General features: G+C 50.1%; 22 protein-coding genes and 1 pseudogene. 12 read left to right on the top strand and 11 right to left on the bottom strand.

Annotated features, from left to right (window positions below; all coding sequences use genetic code 11):
- Positions 1 to 332 precede the first annotated feature (332 nt).
- On the top strand, positions 333 to 1,259 hold the full coding sequence (locus LLG46_02815; GenBank protein ID MCE5322229.1) for a pseudouridine-5'-phosphate glycosidase: 927 nt from the start codon (positions 333 to 335) through the stop codon (positions 1,257 to 1,259).
- A gap of 133 nt (positions 1,260 to 1,392) precedes the next feature.
- Here LLG46_02815 and LLG46_02810 read toward each other — a convergent pair whose 3' ends face one another.
- From LLG46_02810 to LLG46_02800, 3 genes are read right to left on the bottom strand one after another with little or no spacing between them, the layout of a single operon-like run.
- A complete protein-coding gene (locus LLG46_02810) occupies positions 1,393 to 2,841 on the bottom strand; it encodes a hypothetical protein (protein ID MCE5322228.1) in 1,449 nt (482 codons plus the stop codon).
- A gap of 19 nt (positions 2,842 to 2,860) precedes the next feature.
- Complete coding sequence (locus LLG46_02805; protein MCE5322227.1) at positions 2,861 to 3,448, bottom strand: hypothetical protein; 588 nt, start codon at positions 3,446 to 3,448, stop codon at positions 2,861 to 2,863.
- The gene (locus LLG46_02800) at positions 3,445 to 4,008 is read right to left on the bottom strand and encodes a sigma-70 family RNA polymerase sigma factor (protein MCE5322226.1); all 564 of its coding nucleotides are present in this window, start codon (positions 4,006 to 4,008) and stop codon (positions 3,445 to 3,447) included. Before LLG46_02800 ends, LLG46_02805 begins: the two co-directional genes overlap by 4 nt.
- A 754-nt stretch (positions 4,009 to 4,762) precedes the next feature.
- On the opposite strand from LLG46_02800, the pseudogene LLG46_02795 reads away from it, so the two are divergent.
- From LLG46_02795 to LLG46_02785, 3 genes and pseudogenes are all read left to right on the top strand, one after another.
- A pseudogene (locus tag LLG46_02795) lies at positions 4,763 to 5,902 on the top strand (2-isopropylmalate synthase).
- Positions 5,903 to 6,105: 203 nt separating this feature from the next.
- A complete protein-coding gene (locus LLG46_02790) occupies positions 6,106 to 6,402 on the top strand; it encodes a hypothetical protein (GenBank protein MCE5322225.1) in 297 nt (98 codons plus the stop codon).
- Positions 6,403 to 6,407: 5 nt separating this feature from the next.
- Positions 6,408 to 6,782: a hypothetical protein gene (locus LLG46_02785; protein ID MCE5322224.1), complete on the top strand. Its 375-nt coding sequence runs from the start codon at positions 6,408 to 6,410 to the stop codon at positions 6,780 to 6,782.
- Between the two features lie 175 nt (positions 6,783 to 6,957).
- Here LLG46_02785 and LLG46_02780 read toward each other — a convergent pair whose 3' ends face one another.
- From LLG46_02780 to LLG46_02765, 4 genes are all read right to left on the bottom strand, one after another.
- The gene (locus tag LLG46_02780; protein MCE5322223.1) at positions 6,958 to 8,079 is read right to left on the bottom strand and encodes a hypothetical protein; all 1,122 of its coding nucleotides are present in this window, start codon (positions 8,077 to 8,079) and stop codon (positions 6,958 to 6,960) included.
- A gap of 172 nt (positions 8,080 to 8,251) precedes the next feature.
- A complete protein-coding gene (locus tag LLG46_02775) occupies positions 8,252 to 8,686 on the bottom strand; it encodes a hypothetical protein (GenBank protein ID MCE5322222.1) in 435 nt (144 codons plus the stop codon).
- Positions 8,687 to 8,783: 97 nt separating this feature from the next.
- Entirely contained in the window at positions 8,784 to 10,091 is a 1,308-nt protein-coding gene (locus LLG46_02770) for a hypothetical protein (GenBank protein ID MCE5322221.1), read from the bottom strand.
- A gap of 2 nt (positions 10,092 to 10,093) precedes the next feature.
- On the bottom strand, positions 10,094 to 11,455 hold the full coding sequence (locus tag LLG46_02765) for a hypothetical protein (GenBank protein ID MCE5322220.1): 1,362 nt from the start codon (positions 11,453 to 11,455) through the stop codon (positions 10,094 to 10,096).
- Positions 11,456 to 11,674: 219 nt separating this feature from the next.
- Between LLG46_02765 and LLG46_02760 the strand changes: the two genes are divergently transcribed.
- The 7 genes from LLG46_02760 to LLG46_02730 all read left to right on the top strand — a co-directional run bounded on the left by LLG46_02760 (position 11,675) and on the right by LLG46_02730 (position 17,089).
- Entirely contained in the window at positions 11,675 to 12,190 is a 516-nt protein-coding gene (locus tag LLG46_02760; protein ID MCE5322219.1) for a transposase, read from the top strand.
- A 78-nt stretch (positions 12,191 to 12,268) separates the two neighbouring features.
- Positions 12,269 to 12,781, top strand: coding sequence for a Mut7-C RNAse domain-containing protein (locus LLG46_02755; protein MCE5322218.1), 513 nt, complete (start codon positions 12,269 to 12,271; stop codon positions 12,779 to 12,781).
- 115 nt (positions 12,782 to 12,896) lie between these two features.
- Entirely contained in the window at positions 12,897 to 13,424 is a 528-nt protein-coding gene (locus LLG46_02750) for a nitroreductase family protein (protein ID MCE5322217.1), read from the top strand.
- Between the two features lie 148 nt (positions 13,425 to 13,572).
- A complete protein-coding gene (locus LLG46_02745) occupies positions 13,573 to 14,139 on the top strand; it encodes an RNA polymerase sigma factor (protein MCE5322216.1) in 567 nt (188 codons plus the stop codon).
- Entirely contained in the window at positions 14,136 to 14,627 is a 492-nt protein-coding gene (locus tag LLG46_02740; protein ID MCE5322215.1) for a zf-HC2 domain-containing protein, read from the top strand. The genes LLG46_02745 and LLG46_02740 overlap by 4 nt, the downstream gene beginning before the upstream one ends.
- 19 nt (positions 14,628 to 14,646) lie before the next feature.
- Positions 14,647 to 15,987 carry a carboxypeptidase regulatory-like domain-containing protein gene (locus LLG46_02735; protein ID MCE5322214.1) on the top strand — a complete coding sequence of 447 codons (1,341 nt, stop codon included), beginning with the start codon at positions 14,647 to 14,649 and terminating at the stop codon, positions 15,985 to 15,987.
- On the top strand, positions 15,977 to 17,089 hold the full coding sequence (locus tag LLG46_02730) for a zinc ribbon domain-containing protein (protein ID MCE5322213.1): 1,113 nt from the start codon (positions 15,977 to 15,979) through the stop codon (positions 17,087 to 17,089). Before LLG46_02735 ends, LLG46_02730 begins: the two co-directional genes overlap by 11 nt.
- 26 nt (positions 17,090 to 17,115) lie before the next feature.
- On the opposite strand, the gene LLG46_02725 is transcribed toward LLG46_02730, so the two are convergent.
- Positions 17,116 to 17,586, bottom strand: coding sequence for a GNAT family N-acetyltransferase (locus LLG46_02725; protein ID MCE5322212.1), 471 nt, complete (start codon positions 17,584 to 17,586; stop codon positions 17,116 to 17,118).
- A 137-nt stretch (positions 17,587 to 17,723) separates the two neighbouring features.
- On the opposite strand from LLG46_02725, the gene pyrF reads away from it, so the two are divergent.
- Positions 17,724 to 18,443: an orotidine-5'-phosphate decarboxylase gene (gene pyrF, locus LLG46_02720; GenBank protein MCE5322211.1), complete on the top strand. Its 720-nt coding sequence runs from the start codon at positions 17,724 to 17,726 to the stop codon at positions 18,441 to 18,443.
- Between the two features lies 1 nt (position 18,444).
- Here pyrF and LLG46_02715 read toward each other — a convergent pair whose 3' ends face one another.
- Genes LLG46_02715 through LLG46_02705 form a run of 3 tightly spaced genes read right to left on the bottom strand, consistent with a single transcriptional unit; the run spans position 18,445 to position 21,784 of the window.
- Complete coding sequence (locus LLG46_02715; protein MCE5322210.1) at positions 18,445 to 19,410, bottom strand: Gfo/Idh/MocA family oxidoreductase; 966 nt, start codon at positions 19,408 to 19,410, stop codon at positions 18,445 to 18,447.
- A gap of 47 nt (positions 19,411 to 19,457) precedes the next feature.
- Positions 19,458 to 20,837, bottom strand: coding sequence for a BNR repeat-containing protein (locus LLG46_02710; GenBank protein MCE5322209.1), 1,380 nt, complete (start codon positions 20,835 to 20,837; stop codon positions 19,458 to 19,460).
- Complete coding sequence (locus tag LLG46_02705) at positions 20,837 to 21,784, bottom strand: aldo/keto reductase (GenBank protein ID MCE5322208.1); 948 nt, start codon at positions 21,782 to 21,784, stop codon at positions 20,837 to 20,839. Before LLG46_02705 ends, LLG46_02710 begins: the two co-directional genes overlap by 1 nt.
- Positions 21,785 to 21,836 lie beyond the last annotated feature (52 nt).

Genomic DNA, 21,836 nt, shown 5'->3' with positions numbered 1-21,836 from the left:
TTTGTGCTTTGTTGGCGCGATTGTATCACGCCGGAGGAGAGTTTCTCAAGTTGAATAATAATTACTGTTCACTCTTTTTGAGCATCACAGCATTCTGATAGAACCTGGTGTCCTGGTAGAACCCAAGCATCCTGAGCTTTGTCGAAGGATGCGGGTATGTATAATTAAGGGCAAAATTTACCCGCGCGCTTCGACGGTGCTCAGCATGCTCACTATGGTAAGCTATTACAAGGGAGGGCGAAGCTCCTGCTGAGCCGAAAATTCCATGGTTATCAATTGCACATATTACCACTGGACGCCTATAATTTAACAAAGACGCAATGGAGGCGTAAATGCAAAACCCGCTTGACATATCTCATGAAATTGCCAGTGCACTGAACACTGATAAGCCCGTGGTCGCGCTGGAATCTTCCGTTATCACACAGGGGCTTCCGTCGCCCGTCAATGTCGAGACAGCCCTGGCCATTGAACAGACTGTAAAGGATGCCGGAGCAGTCCCAGCCACAATCGGAGTGATTGACGGCAAGCTGAGGGTCGGTCTTACTGAAGAGGAGATCAAGAAACTAGGCGATGGCGGCGCCGCCAAGATAGCCGTTCGAGATATACCCTACGCGCTAGCGAAAAAGATAGACGGTGGCACAACAGTCTCAGCCACCATGCGCATAGCTTCCACGGCGGGCATTGCCGTTATGTCCACCGGCGGAATCGGAGGAGTCCACTGCGGCGCATCTGAGACATTCGATATATCCGCCGACCTTTGGGAGATGATACGGACGCCTGTCATAGTCGTATGTTCAGGACCAAAAGCAGTGTTGGATATTGCTGCCACTGTCGAATGGCTGGAGACACACTGCGTGCCCATATATGGCTATCAGACATCTGAACTGCCCGCATTTTATTCGTCTTCCACGGGCATATCCATTCCGAGGGTCGATGATGCATGCGAGTTAATCAAGATATTGGAGCTTTCAGGCAGCGCATTAGGTACGCGTTCCGCGACGATAGTAGCAGTGCCTGTGCCCAAGTCTGACGAAGTATCTGCAGCCGAGCATATCGATAAAGCTGTTGCTGAAGCGGCTGAGAAGGGGATCAAAGGCAAGGAGCTTACACCATATCTGCTCGGCAGAGTAGGGGAGCTTACCAATGGCGAGTCTATAAAGGCCAATATAGCTCTGCTAAAGAACAATGCCGGGGTTGCTGCGGAGATTGCTGGCGAGCTTTGCTCTGAGACAGGACGAAGAGTGGGGTTTGTGGTATAAATTTTAGCGATGGACGTTCATTGTCATAGATGACTCTGTAGGTGCCAAATATCAGTTCGGGCTGGATATCCGATCCAGCCCGAACGCCAATCCCCAATTCCCAATAAAATACTCAATAATCAATCTAAAATACTCAATCACAAGGGGTTTCTGTGTTGTTTGCCGGTTCGCTTGATGGCATGGGTGTCTGAGCCGGAGGGGGTCCATGTTTATGGAACCTGTTTCCGAACCAGTTCTTGTGGGTGCCGAAGCCGGTAATAATGACTGCTCCGAACGCAAGCACATACATTGCGAATACCAGCAGTCCGCCGATAAACGGCATCATCTTTACGATTCCCAGCACCAGCATACCGATAGCGGCAGCCAGAACGGACGGCAGCGGCGGTTTGTTTATTGCAGATATTATTCTGTTTCCCACCGCCAGACCTGCGCATATTTGCCCTACAATAAAGGCGATTATTATCAGCAATATTTCCAAAGGCACCAGTGGGATTCCTATAATGGTGAGGATCAGCAGCATTGTTACAGGCACTATCAGAAGACCGCTTACGATCCCAAACAAAGCGGATCTTCCGGGCTGTTCGAGCAGAGTGCCGGCCACAGTTTCCATTCTTGCCGGGAACAGAGCGACCACCAGTGCAGCCAGCACGGCCATAACCAGCGCATACGCTAAATCTCCCCATAACCCAAATATCCAGCCGAAACCGGCCCATCCCCAAGGAATACCAGATATACCTTTCCATCCACCGACGGATGTCGTCTGGCCTTTAATTTTGCCTCCATTTTTTTGAATCACTTGCCCGCAGACGGTTGTGGCATTTCCGTCAACGACTCCACCGTTTTCTACAACTATATTGCCCATAACAGCCGTGGCTTCACCGGTAACATGACCCTTTACAGTCACATTGCCCATTACCGCAACCGCATCCCCTACGGTCTCACCGGGTCCCACGGTAACATTGCCGGTAACCTGCACTCTATCCTGGACTTCGGTCTGTGAACTGGAGGCGCTGTTTGTTGCAGTCTCCGGGCTGCCGGTGGTAATGGTAACTGGACCTTCAATTATTCCTCCCCATCCTCCAAAATCGAGAACCCGCACCGCAATGAGATTGGATTCACCATATTTAATCATCTCCGCAGGCACTTGATAGGACCTGACGAACAGAACGGCATCATTTCGAGTGCTCATCTGACCTATAAGCGAGCCATTGAAATATGTCCAATCATGATCGTCTATTTTTCCAAGGTTAAGATAGACAGTTTTATTTTTCCAATCGCTTGGAATAACCATGCTCAGCCGATACCACGCATAACCGTCATAACCTTTTGGCGTCCCGAGCGATTGATAGTTAGGATTCGGCTGGTTGATCCCCTGATTTTCCCAGACACCGGGCACATCAATATTTCGCCAGCCCGATGCATCGAAATCGGGCTTCTGCCACCCGTTCTTCAGGCCAATATCTGTTGGATCGGTGCTGAAGCGCCATGTTTTCGGCAGCTCGATCCTGTCCTGCACCTGCGCATAACAGGCATTCGTGATGAAGGCGACTGCCGCCAGTAATATCATAATTTTTGTTTTCATGTTGAATCCCTCCCGTCGGTTAAATAAGATTCAGACCGGTTATTGTTTTTCTATGCGTCCAGAGCAGATAGCCTGCTATGATCAGTCCGATATCAGTTGCCGTGGTAAACAGCATCAGTGGCTTCATCTTGACTGCAAACTCCCTAAGCGTTGGCGCAGACTTGCCGATGGTCGCTATCGCTGCCGCACCTGCACTCGATATAATTGTGTTTATAAATATCACCAATTCTTTAACAGAGCTATACAGCAGGGTCGGCAGAGATGTAAGCGATATGCCGTTCACGGTCATCCAGATACTCAAAACAGCCACAAGAATTGCGGCTCCGGCAAACCAGCTTGCCGCAGCTAGCGCAAGCAGGTGTTTCCCAGTATATTCAGCGCTTGCCGGATGATGTTCCGGCAGGCGCGCCATTACTGTGGTTGATATATCTATGTTTGGAATAGCTTCGACAGCCTCATTCGCAGCGGCTAATATGGCTTCCATTCCCGACTTCCACTTTTGACAGTCTGTGCATTCGGCGATATGCTCATATGCCAATCTTGCGTTTGGGCATTGATCTCCATCCATCGAGTTCTGGACTATTTCTCTAGCATCTGTGCACTTCATATTTCAACTATCACCCCTTGCAGTTTGCGCCGCAGCGTTTCGCGCGCTGTATGCAAACTCGATTTTATAGTCCCTTCAGGTCTGTCAAGCACTTCGGCAATCTCCCTGAGCTTCATATCGTGAAAATGGAAAAGCACCAACGGCATTCTGTGATTAACAGGCAGGCTCTGTATTGCATCCCAGAGCAGCTTGTGACCCTCATTATTGATTGCAATTTTCTCGGGAGAGGGCTCTTCGGATTGCAACTGGTCTGCCTGAATTGGATCTTCATAAAGTGATTTTGTTCTAGTTCGGCCAATTTTCCTTAACATGTCATAACACGTATTAGCCGCTATCTTCATGATCCAGTTTAGAAATAATGCGTCCTGCCTGAAGTTTTCCAGGGCATAATACGCTTTCACGAATGCTTCCTGCGCCGCGTCAGATGCCTGGTTGGTGTCACCGAGTATACGATAGCAGAATGCAGTCACCTGTTTCTGATATCGTTTCACCAGATAGTCAAATCCTCGATTATCGCCTTGCAGACATTGTTCTGCCAGTTCGGCGTCCGTCGGCACCACCAACAACTCTCCTCCACAATGACTACGACAGCCGCAGCGTCTTGGTTGAGAATTTTTTGCGGAAAAATGTTGACAATCACCCACATCCGGGCAATAATAGGATTATACAACTGAATAGCCACCAAAGACTATGATAGAGATCAGTAAGGCGGAGAGCCGGACTGCCAGAGAGCCGGGTCGCTGGAAACCGGCGTTGCAGGCACTGCCCCAACTCCCTCTTGAGTCGCCCACCGAAATCCGTCGGTACAGACGGAAAGTAGACTGGGACGGAAACTTCCACCGTTAAAAGGAAGACGCTGTCGCTTAGGACGTACGGGCCTTAGCCGCAGCGGGTAGAGTGGGCCGTGCGCGTAAGCGTCGGTCAATCAGAGTGGTACCACGAGAGCAAAGCGCTCGTCTCTGTATGGAGACGAAGCGCTTTTTTATTTTATATTGATTATTTTATATTGAGTATTTGGGAGCGCATGCGACTGCTTTGCGCGCAGCACACAAACAAAGCACAGCCTGTCATTCCGAACGAATGTGAGGAATCTGCTTTTTGCATTGTGATTGCGGTCGGACAACCTTTCACTCACGTTAACAATACTCAATCTCAAATACTAAATACTAAATCGAAAGGTGGTGGTTTTATGGACAGCGGTCTTAGCGACCTTAGTGATCTTGACGATCTCGAACAACGTGTTTGGTCTTGTGGAAGTGGTTCCGGGCTTTTAGCTCTCCACTTTCCACTCTTAGCTATGAAAAGGAGAAAGCTATGGAACGCATGGTTCATATTCTGGACACCACCCTTCGCGACGGCGAGCAGTCACCCGGCGCGAGTTTGACCGGCTCTGAAAAGCTGGAGATAGCAATTCAACTTCAGAGGCTGAATGTTGACATTATAGAGGCAGGTTTTCCCGCATCATCGCCGGGTGATTTTGCGGCGGTTCAAGAAATTGCGCGAAATATACGGGGACCGGTAATAACTGCCCTGGCGCGCGCGGTCAAATCGGATATAGACGCCGTATGGGATTCGATCCGCGAGGCCGAACGCCCGCGCATACATATAGTGCTGGGCAGTTCGGATATTCATATCAAAGGCAAGTTCAATCGCAGCCGTGAGGAGATACTACAAATCGGCGTGGAGGCTGTAAAGTATGCCCGCACGCTGTGCCCGGACGTGCAGTATTCGACAGAGGACGCTTCCCGAAGCGATAGGAAATATCTGTTTCGTTTCATCGAAGCCGTGATAGATGCGGGTGCGACAGTAGTCAATATTCCCGATACGGTCGGATATGCTGTGCCTGCGCAGTGGGGCAGGCTGATATCCGACATAAGGCGTAATGTGCCGAATATCGACCATGCTGTTTTGAGCGTACACTGCCACAACGATCTGGGTCTGGCCGTGGCGAACTCTCTTGCGTCGGTCAAGGCTGGTGCTCAGCAAGTTGAATGCGCGGTCAATGGCATAGGCGAGCGCGCAGGCAATGCGTCTCTGGAAGAGGTCGTGATGGGCATCAGAGTGCGCAGCGGTTATTATGGGGCAAGGACAGGCATCGTGACGAGTCAGCTATGCCCGACCAGCAACATGGTCAGCCGTCTGACCGGCCTTGCCATAGCCCGCAACAAAGCAGTGGTAGGAGCCAACGCCTTTGCTCACTCTTCAGGCATTCATCAGGACGGTGTCTTGAAGAGCCGCAGCAACTACGAGATATTCTCACCCGAGGATGTGGGTTCGGATGGCACGCAGATCGTGCTCACCGCAAGGTCCGGCCGTCATGCGCTCCGGCACAGGCTGGAGTCACTGGGTTATACAATATCTGCTGGGGAATTGGAGCACATTCATACCAGGTTTCTTGAGGTTGCGGACACCAAAAAGGAGGTTACGGATAACGATCTGCGCGTGCTGATGTCGAGATGTGCTCAAGTTTGCGAGCCAATCTGCCGATAATTTGTGCATTAGCCTGGATTATGCGTTTTCCGCATAATCCGGGGCTCCGAGAGCATTATTCACGATCTTCGTGAATAATGCGGTTAGTAGTGTTTCGTGGTCTATGTTAGGGTTTCTTCTGACCTCTAGCATCTGACCTCTAACTCCTAGACGGGGAGGTGAGGCCGGTGGGACCTGGACCCGATGCGATGAATTTGGCGTCGTCGCTGACAAAGTCGATGGAGATCGACCGGTCGCCCGGTGCGACTCAGAGAGCTACTGATATAACTCAGGAACAAATATTGGCGGAAGATGAAGCCGTGCTTCTGCAGAAAAAGACGGATGCCTCGGAGCAGCTTCGGCGCGACAAGGTAAGGCACGACCGCGAGCAGCGCCGCCGTGAGTTGGAGCGGCATATGCTTGCTTCTGATGAGGATGAACCCGATGAGGATGACGGCGAATCTCATCTGGATGTGGTGGCATAGAGTATATGGATACAATATTTTCGATATTGGTGGTGGTTGGTATCTGCTACGGCGCATATCGCGGGATCAAATGGATGCTGCATGCAGGGCAGATCCAGGCTCGCAAGGACCCTCCGCTCTCTCCAGCGGACCTCAAGGTGCTGGAGGAGAGTGCAGCCCGGCTTATGGCCGATCTCAGGGCTGTCACGGACGAATGTATTGCCCGTATCGAGAGCGCCTGTGCTGATGCCGAGCGGCATATACGGCCTCAGGATATTGTCGATGTCGAGGATATCAGAAAAGTTTCGCAGATGGATACTCATGACAAGAGTGGTGAGTTCGATGGCCTGACCAACGGTGAGATCGAACTTCTCAAAGGTCTGAAAGCCATCTCACGTTAAAGACTGGTCGGGGACAGCCATGCCCCCGACCATAATCATATCCGGCCAAATTTCATCTACAATCGGACCGATATAGTCCGGTTACCTGGAAATTCTTGCTCACTTCGGCTCTTTCTGCAAGATGCATGCCGGGAGGGCGAGGCTCCCGCCGAGCCAAATATATCTTCACCCAACGCTATTCAAATTTGATCGATGTCGCTGGTCCGGTCCAGTTATAGTCTTTATAGGACGTAGGCGTCTTGATCGCGCAGCAGAATGGCCTCATCACGACCTTTCCAGGAGCGAAATAGAAAGTAAACTTCTGGCTCGCGCCCGGTTTGAGTATCGTGGAGAAGCGCTTGTAATCCGTGCAGCAGATATCCGTGCCGGTCATATATAGCCCTTGTGGTTTTTTTGATATGTTTTTGACCGTGATATCGTATAGGCCAAACTGGGCGGTGCCGACCGTTTTATGAATCCCCTTGTCCGTCAGATTTATAACAAGCTTACCCGGGTTGCTTGGTCCTCGGCCGAGAGGTGCGATAGTCTCTGCCGGTATCGTAATGGTTTCTTTGCTGATGTTAAAGTCCGCTGACGGCCAGTATATATAGAAGTAACCGTTTGGAAAATTAGGGACAGGACTGACGCCATCGACAAGCGAGCCTGGGACGATCAGGTGAAATTCTTTTCTGGTGATATCGGCTTGTGACAGCAGGCAATGATTGGCGTCGTGAATGCCATGGGTAATCGCGGCCAGTGCGGGCTGATTATCAGCAATCACATCATTGTCTTTCATAATGGTTGCGATCCCGACAAGAGCCACAAAGGCCGTTGTGGAGGGCAGATCGAACGCAAAGAACTTCGTATCGCCGAATATAGATCGCTCGAACGCAATTCCTCCAAACGGAGTGTTGAACCGTCCTGCAGAAGCAAGACTTACAAATTTAACAGTATAAGTAGGTCCGCCTGCCGGGCATGTGAATGTCGACAATACGCTTGCCCTGTCATTCATGACTGCTGCGCCTGCTGGTCCTTTCGTCGCCATTGCCTGAATTGTGCCTGCAACCGATGTCGGCGGGCACTGATTCAGCGGCAGCGATGTATACATCCATGCGCAGTTGCCTATACTGGATGCCGTGACGGTTGTCAGAGTAACGGTCGTGGGTCCTCTACCGGTCATGGCGGGCGCAGGTTTTTCCTTAGGCATCGGCTTAAGTTTTACCTTACCATTTGCCATAGCGACCATTGAGGTTGCGCATAATGCGGCGATCAGTGCAATAATCACGACCAGATGCCACATACGATATTGGGATTTCATCTCATATACCCCCTCTTGTGTTGGTGCTGCTTTGCAATTTTTGTGCTCTAGACACCATACTACCCTGTGACGATAATAAGCAAACAGTTTGACAAATTAGCTACCAATCACAAAATGCGGGCAGTTGATTTAATAAAGTGGGATGCTCACAATGCATCCCACTTATCTGAAATTACGGGAATCGCAAAGTCAGGCTCTTTTCTCCCGGCACCCATGGCGAGCAAGCTGTGGGAGCCGGATCGCAGCGGATCAGGTCTCTTATTTCGACACTTCTCTGGTCTGGGAAATACCATCTGAACGTCTTTTGCTGACCCGGTCTGAGGATTTTCACGAGCCTGGTATACGGTGAGCAGCAGTAATCGGTTCCTCTGATTACCAGTCCTCTCGCATTTGATGAGTCATTTCGGACCGTCAGAATATACAGTCCACCGACAGGTTTATCGACCGAACCGGATAGGCTGGTGTCAGTGATAGTTATGGTCATATGCATATATTCAGGCGCATCGGCCTGCTGCCGGGCTTGTGCTGCGTTGACGAACACCGGCAGTGCAATAAGAGCACCGACAGCGACAATCATAAGAAGCGTATATCTTAAAGATCCCATCATTTTGCACCTCCGTAAGATCGATGGGTGCAACCGGGATTGGTTCCCTTGTTGTCAATAAATTTTTACCCATCCGGGCTTAAGCGGAATCGGAGGTGGATCAGTAGATATTGATACTGGTGTTTCCGAGGGGACGCAATGCGGCCATGACTTTTAGAGTAATTTCGTTGATTCCGGGCTTGACTAATGCGGTAATGTCCATTTCATACGGTGGCCAGAGCCTGGTGCCTGCAGCCGCGCCGTTTATAATAAACTCGACTATATCCGGCTGGTCATCAACTTTTATGATAACGCGCTGTCCCCGCAAGAATTCAGGAATAAGCACATTCCGGCTGTAGACCACCGTGTCGATATGGTCGTCGTCAATGTTCCAATCGTCTGGAATGGTAATTTGCTGGCCATATTCAGACTGCGGCGTTGGGACGGCCAGGCTCGGCTCATCGTCGAAATACAACAGCAGCGAGCCGCATCCTTCAAAGTTGTGCAGAAGTATAGTGCGGTTGCCCTGTTGAGTGCAATTGGTCAGTGCGATCTGCTCACCGGTTTCGGGATCGAGTATATGAGGTGCCTTATCGCATCTGATCGAGAGCTGCACCTGGTGCGCTGTGGTGGAGCTGTTGGCAAAGAAGAAAATTTCAGCTTCTTTACATGTCCTGTGAACAAACGTGATGTCCCGGCATTGACGGCCATCGGATTTTATGGATACTTCCGGTTTTATCGCCATGCATATGCAGTTTCTGAGGACATCCTCCAGCTCATGCGGATTATAAGTCTTAATGAGTATAGCTCCGTTATTCGTCTGCACAACAGGCTCACGTTCACATGACTTTGATTTGAATATCTCGGCGAATATGGATTCAACCTCGGCATGCTTTTTGCCTTGTGAGTCTCTGGTTGGAACCGGCATTGCCGCCATTACTTGGCCGCCGTCATCGACAAACTCCTGTATTTTCAGGGCTGTTTCATACCGGATCGCATCCATTGGCGGCATGATCAGCATTTCGTATCGGCTATATGAGCATATCAGGGATTGGTCGACAACAGTGGCGCCGACGATAGCATCTTCATCGATGACATCGTGCGACACGTGTTCCATCGGCAGGTTAGAATCATAAAACTCGAAAAAGTCCGAACGCTGTTGTGTTGATGGCCTCATCAACGCGATCTGTGCTTTTCGTCTGCCGAGTGAAAGAGCATACCTGACACGTGTTGCATAATCCATGAACAGTCTGAAGTATGGGCTTGTTGATCCAATCGCCGCGGGCAACTTTAATGATGCAGGCAGATTTGCCTCGACCATCATCCGGTCGAATTCTATTTTGACCTCACGCATCAGCAATGGCTTATCTGTCGCATCAAACGCAATGGTCCTGTATCGTGCAGGCGGATTTTTGAACTGATCGAGCATATTTATCCCTGCAGCAGCCTGAGAATCTCAGTCGGCGAGGCGGTTCGCAGGTTTGCTCCACTTGAGATCATCCGAATCTTTTTGGGGCTCGTTACCCGTCCAATTCTGGTATAGAAGCTGTTCTTGCCCGGCCGGTCGTCACCGAAATGGAATCGTGCCCATTCGCTGGCAAAGCCCATCTCGGCTGCACGCGCAAGGAATGTGTGACCCCACAGAAAATATGCGCCGTCCAGGAAATCATTGAGATATGGAGCCAGTTCAGGAGCGAAGAAGTCGTCAACAAACGGCAGCCCGATCTTATTCATTTCAGTGCCCACGCAAATCGGGAAGTTGACCTTTCTTGCGGCTCTTATCGCGCTTGCCAGGTGGTCGAGTTTAGTTGATTTCTCAGCCGGGTCTTTGATGTTCCAGTTGCGGTCAGGGATGATATTCATCGCGACGACGCCTTTCTTTTGTAGGAGCGTCAGCATCTTGAGCATGTCTGACTCGCCTGGGTTTGTCCCGTCCAGCCATGCCGCCATAGGCAGGCCTTCCATCCCCTGGATCATTTCGATCATCTGTTCAATGGGCGGAAAAGTGTCGGGCGTAGGCGCGACATATCCCACTCCTCCGAATTTCATGAGTTTGTTTCTTATTTTTTCATGTAGCTTTGGTGTGTCTTGCAGGAGTGTCTGAGTTTCTTCCAAGGGTATATCGAGGTGTTTTGCCCAGAACTGGGCAAGCGCGGTCTCATCTTCTCCAAAGACCTGTCTTGCCTTGGCGTCATAAGCGGCGAGTATATGTCGTTCGGTGGCATTGCCGGAGGGTGTGAGAGGTGTCACATCCACATCATAATCGAGTTGAACCTTTTCCAGACATGAGTTGATCTGTTCGATCATCTGCAAATTCCTGCGGCCTGCCATCACTCGCATATTCTGCAGCAGGCGTGCGGTATGTGAGCCTTCGTCCGGCAGCTTAAAGCACCCACCGCCCATAAAGTATGCTATTCCCGGTTCTTTTGGCGAATTGATAACCTTGTCCGAGTATTCTTTGATAAACACGCGGCTCTCTATAGCGGCAGTGGTCCTGATGTCGATAATTTCGCCCGCCGCCAGGAACTCTTCCATTCCGTCGAGCACATCGAAGTCGACTATTCCCGCCGCTGCAAGACCGTATTTCTTTGCTTCCCAGGCAATCCTGCTGGGAGACCAGCCATTTGCATTATATGAGAAGAACGTGTGGAAATGCAGGTTCACCTCGTTTTTTTGTCCGGGAACGGTAATCCCCCCCGCTTCCATACGTCCGGCTATGGAACACAGCGCATCTGCGCGTTCAGTAGATTCGAAGCTGTTGAGTTCATTTTCGAGCTGTGCTATATCAGCCACTTGAGAAATCCTCCAGTGTGTTAAACAAATGTACCATACACAGGTTAGACACGGCTTTAGGATATTCCTTCGGCGTAGGTACGGCGACAGTCAGCGGGACCGATGGTCGGGGGTATTCTTGCCCCCGACCAGTCTTCATGGGCATTCCTGCCCGGAAAGTGCCTTGTAATGGAGGATTAAGTGTACAACTGATAGAATTTCACTAAATGGTTGATAATCATGCCGGCACACTTCAAAGTATATGATGGCCATTACCCTCATTTTGTAACCAGTGCGACTATTCACTGGATACCGGCTTTTCGTCGTGACTACTACTTTCGAGTCATGACTGATAGTCTAGGTTACTGCATCAAATGCAGGGGTTTGATTCTTCATGCATATGTAATTATGCCGGATCACTTCCACTTGATATGCACACAAACTGATGGCGATTTACCTCAGCTATTGGGCAATATCAAAGGTTACACTGCGCATTTAGTTGCTGAAAAAATACGTCAGGAAGATCGCAGTTCATGGGTTCGTGCAATTGAGCGGGCAGGTGGTGTATGGCAAGATGGATATCACCCAGAGCAAATTCATTCAATCAAGTTTTGCGAGCAGAAAATGAGATACATGCATGATAATCCGGTAAGAGCAGGTTTTGTGACGAATCCGTGCGATTGGAAATACTCAAGTGCTGGTTTCTATTATGAGGATCGTGCGTCTATTCAACCTTTGGAGGTCATTGATTGGTAAACTCGTGGGCAGGAATGCCCGGATACGTGCGTCCGGGGTAAGAATCCCCCGGACAATCTGGAATCAGGTAATCCCCCGATGGTCGGGAGTATTCTTGCCCTCGACCAGTCTATGTGTGCATTCTTGCCCACAATAGGTAATCATATGAAGTTTCTAGCGGATGCAATGCTCGGAAAACTGGCGAAGTGGCTGAGGATGCTCGGCTATGACACGCTGTATTACTCCGACATCGACGATGATGAGTTGGTGCGGATAGCGATCCGAGAGGACCGGATCCTGCTCACACGCGACAGATTGCTCTGCCGCCGCCGAATGGTGCGCAGCCGATGTATATTTATCGATTGGGGCACAACCGGCGATCAGGTACGCCAGGTAATGCGGCAATTTGACCTCAAACCATCGAGAGATCGACTTTTTACCCGATGCACCATATGCAACGGCGAGATTGTGCCGATAGACAAGTCTGAGCTTTATGGCAGAGTGCCTCCGTATGTTTTTCAAACTCAGAGTGAGTTCGGCTTCTGCGCAAATTGTGATAAGATATACTGGCGTGGGACGCATGTTGAGCATGTGCTAAGCAATTTACGCTAAGTAAATTGCACGTTTCGCTCTGAATATCGTATATTCAAAATACGCGCCTTGATACAAGTTTATGGTCGTGTTTTACTTAGATGCTCTTGCGCAGGAAAGGGAATAGAGATAGCAGATGCTTGAAGCAATAAAAAACAGACGCAGTATACGGTTTTATCGAGACACACAAGTCAGCGACGAACAGATCCAAGAGGTGCTCAAGGCAGGGTTTTGCGCACCTTCGGCGCATAATCGATGCCAGTGGCACGCAGTTGTTGTCAGGGACCAGGAAACGAAAGAGAAACTCACCGCTGTCCATAAATGGGCAAAGATAGCTAGAAAGGCTCCGGTTGTAATTGTTGTTTGTGTGGAGCGCACCGGTTTCGACCACTTCTGGATTGAGGACGGTTCGGCTTTCACGGAAAACATGCTCATCCAAGCGACCGACATGGGTTTGTCTACGTGCTGGGTGGGAGTCCAGGGTCTGGCCGATGAGGAGTATAATGCCGAAGCCATAGTCCGCGATGCGCTCGATCTGCCTGAGCAGATGGGCGTGGTCAACATGGTTACACTCGGCTACGGCGCACGTTTTCCGCAGCCGCGCGAGCCCAAAATTCCCGAGGGTCGCCTGCACTACGGCAAATTCGGCAATTTCAATCCATAGAAACCGCAAACCTGCTGTCCTCCCCATATTGGGGAGGGGCAGGGGAGAGGTTCTTCAATCATCCTCGTATAATTTCTTACTAGACTTCAACGAATTCTCCTTTTGCATCATCTAATCAATTGAGGAAGCGAAGAGGAGCGGCCAGGGTTTGAACCGACTTTCGGACGAGGAACTCATCGTGCGCTTGGCGTCAGGTGAAAGAGCCGCGATGGATGTGCTGGTGTCCAGATATCATGGTAAGCTGATAGATTTTGCGCAGAGGCATCTTAATGACAGGGAAGCCTCTGCCGATGTTGCTCAGATTACCCTGGTGAGAGTATTTAGATGTGCTGCCTCCTTTCGACAACAATCCAGCTTCAAAACGTGGCTGTATACAATAGCTCTCAACCTGACGAGGGAGGAACTGCGCAGGCGCAAACGCAAAGGTGTGTCTCTGTTTTCGGAGATGTCAGGCGATGAGTCTGAGATAGATTTGGCTTGCGAGGATGTATCGCCTGAAGATTTCCTTGTCGGCAGGGCTGAATCGGTAATGCTATGGCAAGAAGTCGAGTCTCTGCAAGACAAGCATCGCACGGCTGTGATCCTGAGGTTTCGCGCGGAACTCACATATGACGAGATTGCCGAAGTGATGAAGGCTCCGAGTGGAACGGTTAGGTCGTGGGTTCATTATGCGTTGAAGACTCTCAGAAAATCATTGGAGCGAGAACAAAAGTGATCTGTGAGAAATACGAACCGAAAATTGTTGCATATGTCCTTGGTGAATTGGCGGAGGCCGAAGCGGAGCAGTGCCATGCGCATATAGAGGCATGCGAACACTGCCGGAGCATTTATGAGAAATATGCATGCCTTGTGGATGAGATTTCACGCGACGCCGAACCGATTCCCACTCTTGCCGAGTCTGAGTCTCTCTCGCAAGCTCTGGCACAGATTCCTCTCCATCAGCAACAGACCCGGCCGGATGCACAGCCTTATTCAAAAGGTTTGCCTGCTCTGATATTTGGCTCACTGGTTGTGTTTTGTGCGATTGCGGTTGTGCTATCGCTCCAGGTATTGGGTCACTTCAATCTTGCTGCTGCGATATGGTCGATAGGTCCTGCGCCGATTACTGTTTTTATTTTAGTCGCTATATTCGTCACATCTTTCCTTCCGATAGCGGTAGCGTCAAAGAGAAGGCCGCTGAACGGTATGACTTTCAGAAGATGAAAAGCATGGAGGAATTATCATGAGAAAAGTTGCCGGGTGGCTGTGTTATGCCAGCTTAGTATTGACTATAGCTTTTGCAGCTTATTTTTCCTATCTAGTATTGGCGCCATTTTTTAGGGGTGGAGAGGTTCGCTATTATTGGGATTACAGTCAAGAGCGGAACTCATCTATGAATGCTCTTGTTAAGCAATTGACACGCGAAGGCATAAATTCTCCCAATCTGCTTCGTGGATATGTGTTGCAGCCTGTGGGCCGACTCAATGGTAATTATAATAGTCATTATTCCTGGGAAACTATTGATCAACTCGTCGATACCTGGGCTACTCCAAAAGTCTCTGATGGAAGAATACAAAAGACTTGGGCAGCGGTAGCTGATAGAGATGGCACAGTCATTGCGACTTACCCCAAGGAATATAGAAAGCCCATGGGGCTTGTCAATCGGCCAACAGTCGAAGGGTGGCGGGGCGCGCTTGCTTCGGGTCAAAATCCAACAGACGAAATTGATGTTTCACCAATATTTGATGCCCATGGCAGGCAAATTGGAAGTGTTGCTGTCGCATGGAGAAAACTGCCACAGTATAAGGTTGCCATTATTCCCCCGGAAGCACAGGTTCATGGAATCATGTCGCAGTTTAGTGCAGCTCTTGCGGCGCTGATCAGTTTTCTAGCGTTTATTGTTTTGCTGCCGACATGGGTCGCGCTGGATGCTGGTTGGCGCGGGATGCGTTCATTTGCATGGGTTGCACTGATTATACTCACAGGTCCAATAGGGCTGGCTGCCTATCTGATAGCACGGCTTGCTCCTCCGAGGTTATGCCCAAACTGCGGGGAAGAAGTCTTCTCGCGCTACAAAAAATGTCCTGTATGCGGGACTCCGCTGCACACGAAATGCCCTATATGCGGCAAAAAACTCAAACCGGGCTGGCAGTTCTGTCCTACTTGTAATGAGCGGCAGTCCAAGCCACAGGAAGAGAAACCGCAGCCTTATGAGCCGTTTACGGTTCATCCCAACTTGGATGACGCATTACAAGATGGACAAGGTATACCGGAGCTGTGTGAGCCGTATCATAATGAGGAAGCGAACGGCTCAATAGGCGGTCGTGTTATTGATAAAGTTTCGCTGCAGCCTGTAATCGGTGCAAGAGTCTTTATCGACTCCACTCGTGTAGAGCGTGAGATGGCCACTGGTAGTAACGGCGAATTCAGACTGGAAGACATACCTCAGGGCCCTTATAGCCTGTGCGCTGATGCGCCGGGGTATGCTCGCCAGACAAAGATTGCAGATGTAGAGCGGAGTCAGTGTCTGACGATAGGCTTTGCGCTTGAGTCTGTTACAAGGGAGGACTCGGATGAAGCCTAATGATTTGAACTTGCTTCGCGCAAAGGAGATTGTATCTCTTGCGGCATGGGGCGGCGGAATAATTGCAGTGTGCGGCGGCGGCTCGTTTTTTGTTTTGTTGAGTTGGATATGCACATTCGTTTGGGTTGCCCTGGATGAGAATTGGCGGCGCAATCGCATATCGTTTTGGACAGTCTTTACATTCTTTACCGGCCCAATAGGTTTTTTATTGTATTACCGTTTCCGTCCATCTGTTCCGTCGGTTTGTTCTGGGTGTGGATCCATGATGCCGAGCCAATGGCAGCCGTGTCCGGTTTGTGGTTACACGATATTGGTTATCAGATGGTGGCGTGCAATTGGCAGAAACTATTCCATACTTATCGATTCTCTGGTGCACAGTCCTGTGGATAAGGCCAAAGAGACTGCAAAGCAGCTGACGATCGCTTTTGCCGCGGCAGGCATACTCAGTATTATATTGAATCCTCTTTTGGGCAAAACCTTTGGGCTGGCTATAGAAGTTTTCTCGATAGCTTCATACTGGGTCATGCTGGCATGGTGGGTATATCTGGACAGTGCCTGGCGGAAAATGGACGGTATGCCCTGGGCTGTCCTGGTTCTTGTGACCAATGTGGTCGGTCTGGTGACATATCTGGTGATCAGATACCCCGATCCACAAATGTGCTCACACTGCGGCAGGAGTGTCGCTATCGGCCTGAAATACTGCCCATTTTGTGGTCTGGAGATTGAAAAGATGTGCCCGCACTGCCAGTCGCCTGTAAAACCCGGATGGCAGTATTGCCCGGTATGCTCAGCCAAACTGGCTTTGGAAGAGCCAGTCCAGCCACAATCGAGCCAAGCAGGCATTACTATAAGCGGCAGTGTTCTGGATACATCTGAAAGCAGTCCTATTGCTGGTGCGGTTGTAAAGATAGATTCGCGCGAGGATGATATATGTGCTATCACGGATGCTCTCGGCAGGTTTGAGCTAGCTGGTCTCGATCAGCGTCCATATGTATTAGTCGCGTCGGCGGATGGTTATGTGCTTCAGGCAAAATCATATTCACCGGCTGACGATGCCAACAAGCGAATTTGTTTTACTCTCGATTGCTCCATATTGTCCTAATTGATGAATGTTGGGGAGAGGTAGCTCTACCAACTCCCCTGCAAGAGCATATGAAACCACATCCAGTCGTCTCTGGGCACGGCTCCTATGCTCTTATAAAACTCAATGGCCCGTGTGTTCCACTTGAGGGCGTGCCACTCCACGCGGGCACAGTCTCTTTCCTTTGCGAGATCGATTACATGCAGCAGAAGCGCCTTGCCTATACCCTTACCGCGTAGAGCAGGCCGGACGAACAGGTCTTCGAGATATATTACTTTTTTGCCTGCGAAAGTGGAACAGTTGTGCAGAAAAAGGGCAAACCCGGCAGCCTGGCCGTCAAAATCTGCTATGACAGCTTCGGCGACTGCGCCTGTTCCAAATAGCAGATTGTGAATATCCTGCTCCGTAGCGACGCATTCGTCAGTCATATGTTCAAATTCGGCCAGGTCTCTGACGAGCTCAAATACAAGTGGTACATCCGATTCTGCTGCTGTTCGTATTTTGCAATGTGTGCTCATTTATAACGTATCCTATACTACAGGTCTTGTCTGTTTATCCTTATGCAGACAGTAAGAGTTTCCCTCCCGACAGTTGCTTGCCTGCTGTTTACTTTCTTGCTAGGATATAAGGCGAGCATATAGGTGGAGGAACGAATTTGAGCAAACAAAAGATCATTATTCCACTGGACGTCGATATACCCGACAAAGCAGTTGAGCTGGTACATAAGCTAAGCGGTGAAGTGGGGGCATTCAAAGTCGGGCTGGAACTTATAAACATAGCTGGACCGGCCATATTTGACAAGATCAAGTCAGCCGGAGCCGATAAAGTTTTCTACGATTGCAAACTGCATGATATCCCCAACACGGTCGCCGGAGCGTCGCGCGCTATAGCCAAAAGGGGTTTGTGGCTGTTTAATGTCCACTGCGCAGGTGGTCTGGACATGATGAAAGCCGCAAAACAGGCATCGGTAGAGTCTGCTGAACAAGCCGGGGTGGAGCCACCCAAGGTGATAGGCGTGACGATCCTGACCAGTATAGACCAGTGTGTGCTCAACGACCAGATGCGCGTGCCGGGCACTGTAGCCGATCAGGTTGTTCATTTCGCAAAACTGGCTAAGGAGGCGGGTCTGGACGGAGTAGTTGCCTCAGCGCATGAGATCGAGAAAATCCGTCAGGCTTGCGGCGATAATTTTATGATAGTGACCCCCGGCGTCAGGCCGGCTGGCGGTGATGTAGGTGACCAGAAAAGGGTAATGACCCCTGGCGAGGCAGTGCGTAGAGGCTCGGATTACCTGGTGATTGGCCGGCCGATTATCAAGGCTGGTGACCCGGTAGCAGCCGCGCGTGCAATTGCTGATGAGATTGAGAGAGTCTGATCTATTTTTCGGAAATCTCGGCAAGCATAACTTCCCGACCACCCTCATCACGGCTCTTTATGCCTGCGATGACCATTTTCATCAGCTCGATTGTCTCAGAAAACGGAAATGGTCGGACGCCGGTCATAAGATATTTTACAAATGCTTCGAGCTGTGCTTTGAACGAGTGATATGAGTCGGATATGGCGGCATTGGCATATCCTTTTGTGCCGCAGAGCTGCATCGCGCCGAATATGCCGAGGTCATTAGTTGCCACCACTGTGGCATCGACGCCTTTCTCGTGCTTGAGATGTACTATATTGCGATCCATGCTGCCTGTATTTCTGGCCGATACGAACCCCGGTCCGATTATCGGATATATGCTCTCTAGCGCATGGATTCCGTAGCGTTCCCATGTCTTCGGAGTCAGAATGCTTACATACCGCAGTTCGCCGAGATCGTGTGTGGAGATTTGGTATGGGATAAATTCTTTGCAATAGCGCATGCTGCTCGATGAGAGGATTGGTTTGCCTTCATCGACCCATTTGCAGAAGGTTTCGAGATCCGCCTCGTTATCCACCATCGGCTTATCGACGAAGATTGGAATCCCGGCCTCCACAAACGGTCTGCACCGCTCTACATGCTCATAACCTTTGTCGGTCGCGACGATCACTGCGTCCACCTCACCGATCACATCCTCTGCCTTTGATACAATATTTGGCACCAGTGACGCCTTGGACACTTTTGCTGCATCCGCAGGGTCATCAGTCCATATGTGTGTGACGTGCGCATCCGCTATGCCGAATGTATCTTTCGGCTGCTTGTCGAGATACGCCGGAATGGCCGGGAACGGGCATTTCGCCATTTCATCTTTGTCATATCCATTGAAAATCGCGCTCCATGAGTATGGGTGGCCGTTTCCATCCACCATCCCCAGCATTGCAATCCGAATTGTTGAGTCTTTTACCAGCGGTTTTGCATCACTCATAACATCTTCCTAACCCGGTCGGACCGGAAACACTAAACTATAGTCGGCTATGATTTCTTTATCTTATAGACCCGCAGCATGCTCGGCGGCGGCATTTCCCCCTCACGGGGTTTGTCATAGTTAGCCCCCAGTGTCTCCCAGCACAGCATATATCTCACGCCATCTTCAGAGCATTTGCCGATATCATTGCCGGTCTTTACCATAAGCCCAGGGAAATTTCCTTCCGGTTTTCGGATGATTGCGGATTCTGTTTTTGTGTTCGATACAATCTGCATAGTCTGCTCGTCAATCACGAGTCTTTTGGAGCCGTATTTCTTATGGCTAAACGTCTGCGCAATTTTGCCTGGTCCATATGGCATGACCGCCGACAGCCCGATCTCCGATTGAATCGACCTGCCGCCTTCAAACCACCATCTGTATTTCCAATCAGTGATCCGATGTGTCTTCCAGACTCCGCTTTCCAGACGAGCATCATATATCTGGGTGTTGCCGTCCTTATCATATTTATGGTAAGTGATAATTGGACGCTTTTGAGAATCAAAACCGATTCTTACGTTCGAGTTGATCAGTCCATCACGCACCGGCACATGGTCTACGATCTCTGCAGTTTCATAAGTAATCGGCAGTTCCAATAGCTTACCTGCGCTTGTGTACCAGTGGAGCATGTCCGGGCTTTTTGTATACGAGGGGTCATGATTTGTCGAACAATCAGGGGTGTCTCTCCAGACCCAGCACATGTGATACCATCCGTCCGGCCCGAGCACCGGCCCGTCGATGTATGCATTCCGTTTTCCTTCGCCATCTATCAGCGGCTTATCGAGCAGGCGGCTCCAACTCTGGGTCTTTTCATTATAAACGTTGTATATCTGGTTGCCTGATCCACTTTTGCCGTCGCGGTAAGTAAAAATCAACTCAGTGTTTGGTCCGTTCATAAATCGCGGATATGTGACATGTTCCTCTTGAGTGCCCACCATATGCCCAACGTTTATCATCTCGGAGATATCGAGAGGTTTTTTGGAGCGGAAGTAAACAAGCGGGTTCACGTGCATATTGCCGCATAAATGCAAGTAACCGTTGTTGTCAACAGCCATTGTTATATAGTTGTGACTGTCCCACCCCACCTTTTGGGGCAATTTTGTAAGCTTCCATGTGCGCTCATTTAACTTGCGCTGGGCAAGTGTCATCTGCCTGTCTTTATCATAGAATGTTGCAAACTGGTCATCGCCGTACGTCAACAGGCAAAAACCGACGCTGTGGCCTGACCATACAGGCGCAACATCTATTTTATCGACCACACATTCTTCCCCAGCAGCAGCTATAGAAAAAGTGCAACCAGCCAACAATACACACATACATACCGTTATGATTACAGCAGTTTTCCGCAACTCATTCTCCCAGTCTTTTCGGAACCTCAGCACTGAAGTCATTACTTCTCCGGTTTCGCATCTGCCATCCGTTTCGACCAGTTCCCCGGAAAGAGAATTTTGTCGGACAGGTCTGGCACGGCCTGTGTGACAGCCAGCTGAAGGTCATCATCCAGCGGACCTTTAGCGAACAGCGAAATGTTTTCGTGCATCTGCTGGACAGAATCTACACCGATCACAAGGCTGGTGATCCCTTCGACGCCGAGCATATATCTCACGGCCAACTCAGCCGGTGTTATGCCTGCCTGGCATGCCAGGGCGCAGAGTTTGCGCCGAATGGGAATCACATCGGCTAGCTCAGGCAGAATATCTTTTTCGGGCATGAGTATGAGTCCCTGGAGATACACGCTGCGCACAAATAGTGCAGTGCCTCGCCTTGCAGCTTCAGAACAGATGCCTTTACGAACGAACCTGTGGTCAAGCACGCTCGACGGCATCTGCATTGCTTCCGATAGGCCGGATGTTACCACACTATACGCACCGTCGGGTGTATTAACTGATGATCCGATACGCTCTACCAGTCCCTTTTCTTTGAGTTTTCGCAGAGACTCGGCATATTGCAGAAAGTTATTTTCAGTGTGGAACAGACAGATGGGTATTGCTTCTATGCGCAGATTGGCAAGGGACTGCATTACAGACTTTTCGACAATCGAGTCCGCCTCGGCCATGCTCAGATCATCGGCGATGTGGCATACTTTGGTCGCTACGGTAATCTCGTCCGATATTTTAAGCTCAGCAAGCGCTTTGCCCAGCACAGTTTCGCTCTCGCCATAGAGAGCCGCCGTGTCCAGACAGGTGATGCCTCCTTCATATGCGCATGCGATTATGTCCCGCGCAGTCTCATAAGAGGGCTTGCCGGATGTATTTGCGATGCCGTAGTCAAGCCCGAACTGGACTGTCCCCAGTGTCATGGGCGAAATGTTGAGATTACTGATCTTACTGCCTTGCATAAAAAGTCCTTTTGTTACGCCTCTGGGTCAGGATTTCCGAATCCTGACCCTA

This window comes from bacterium, from assembly GCA_021371935.1.
Taxonomy (GTDB): domain Bacteria; phylum Armatimonadota; class UBA5829; order UBA5829; family UBA5829; genus UBA5829.
This window is presented reverse-complemented; position numbering and strand designations above follow the sequence as displayed.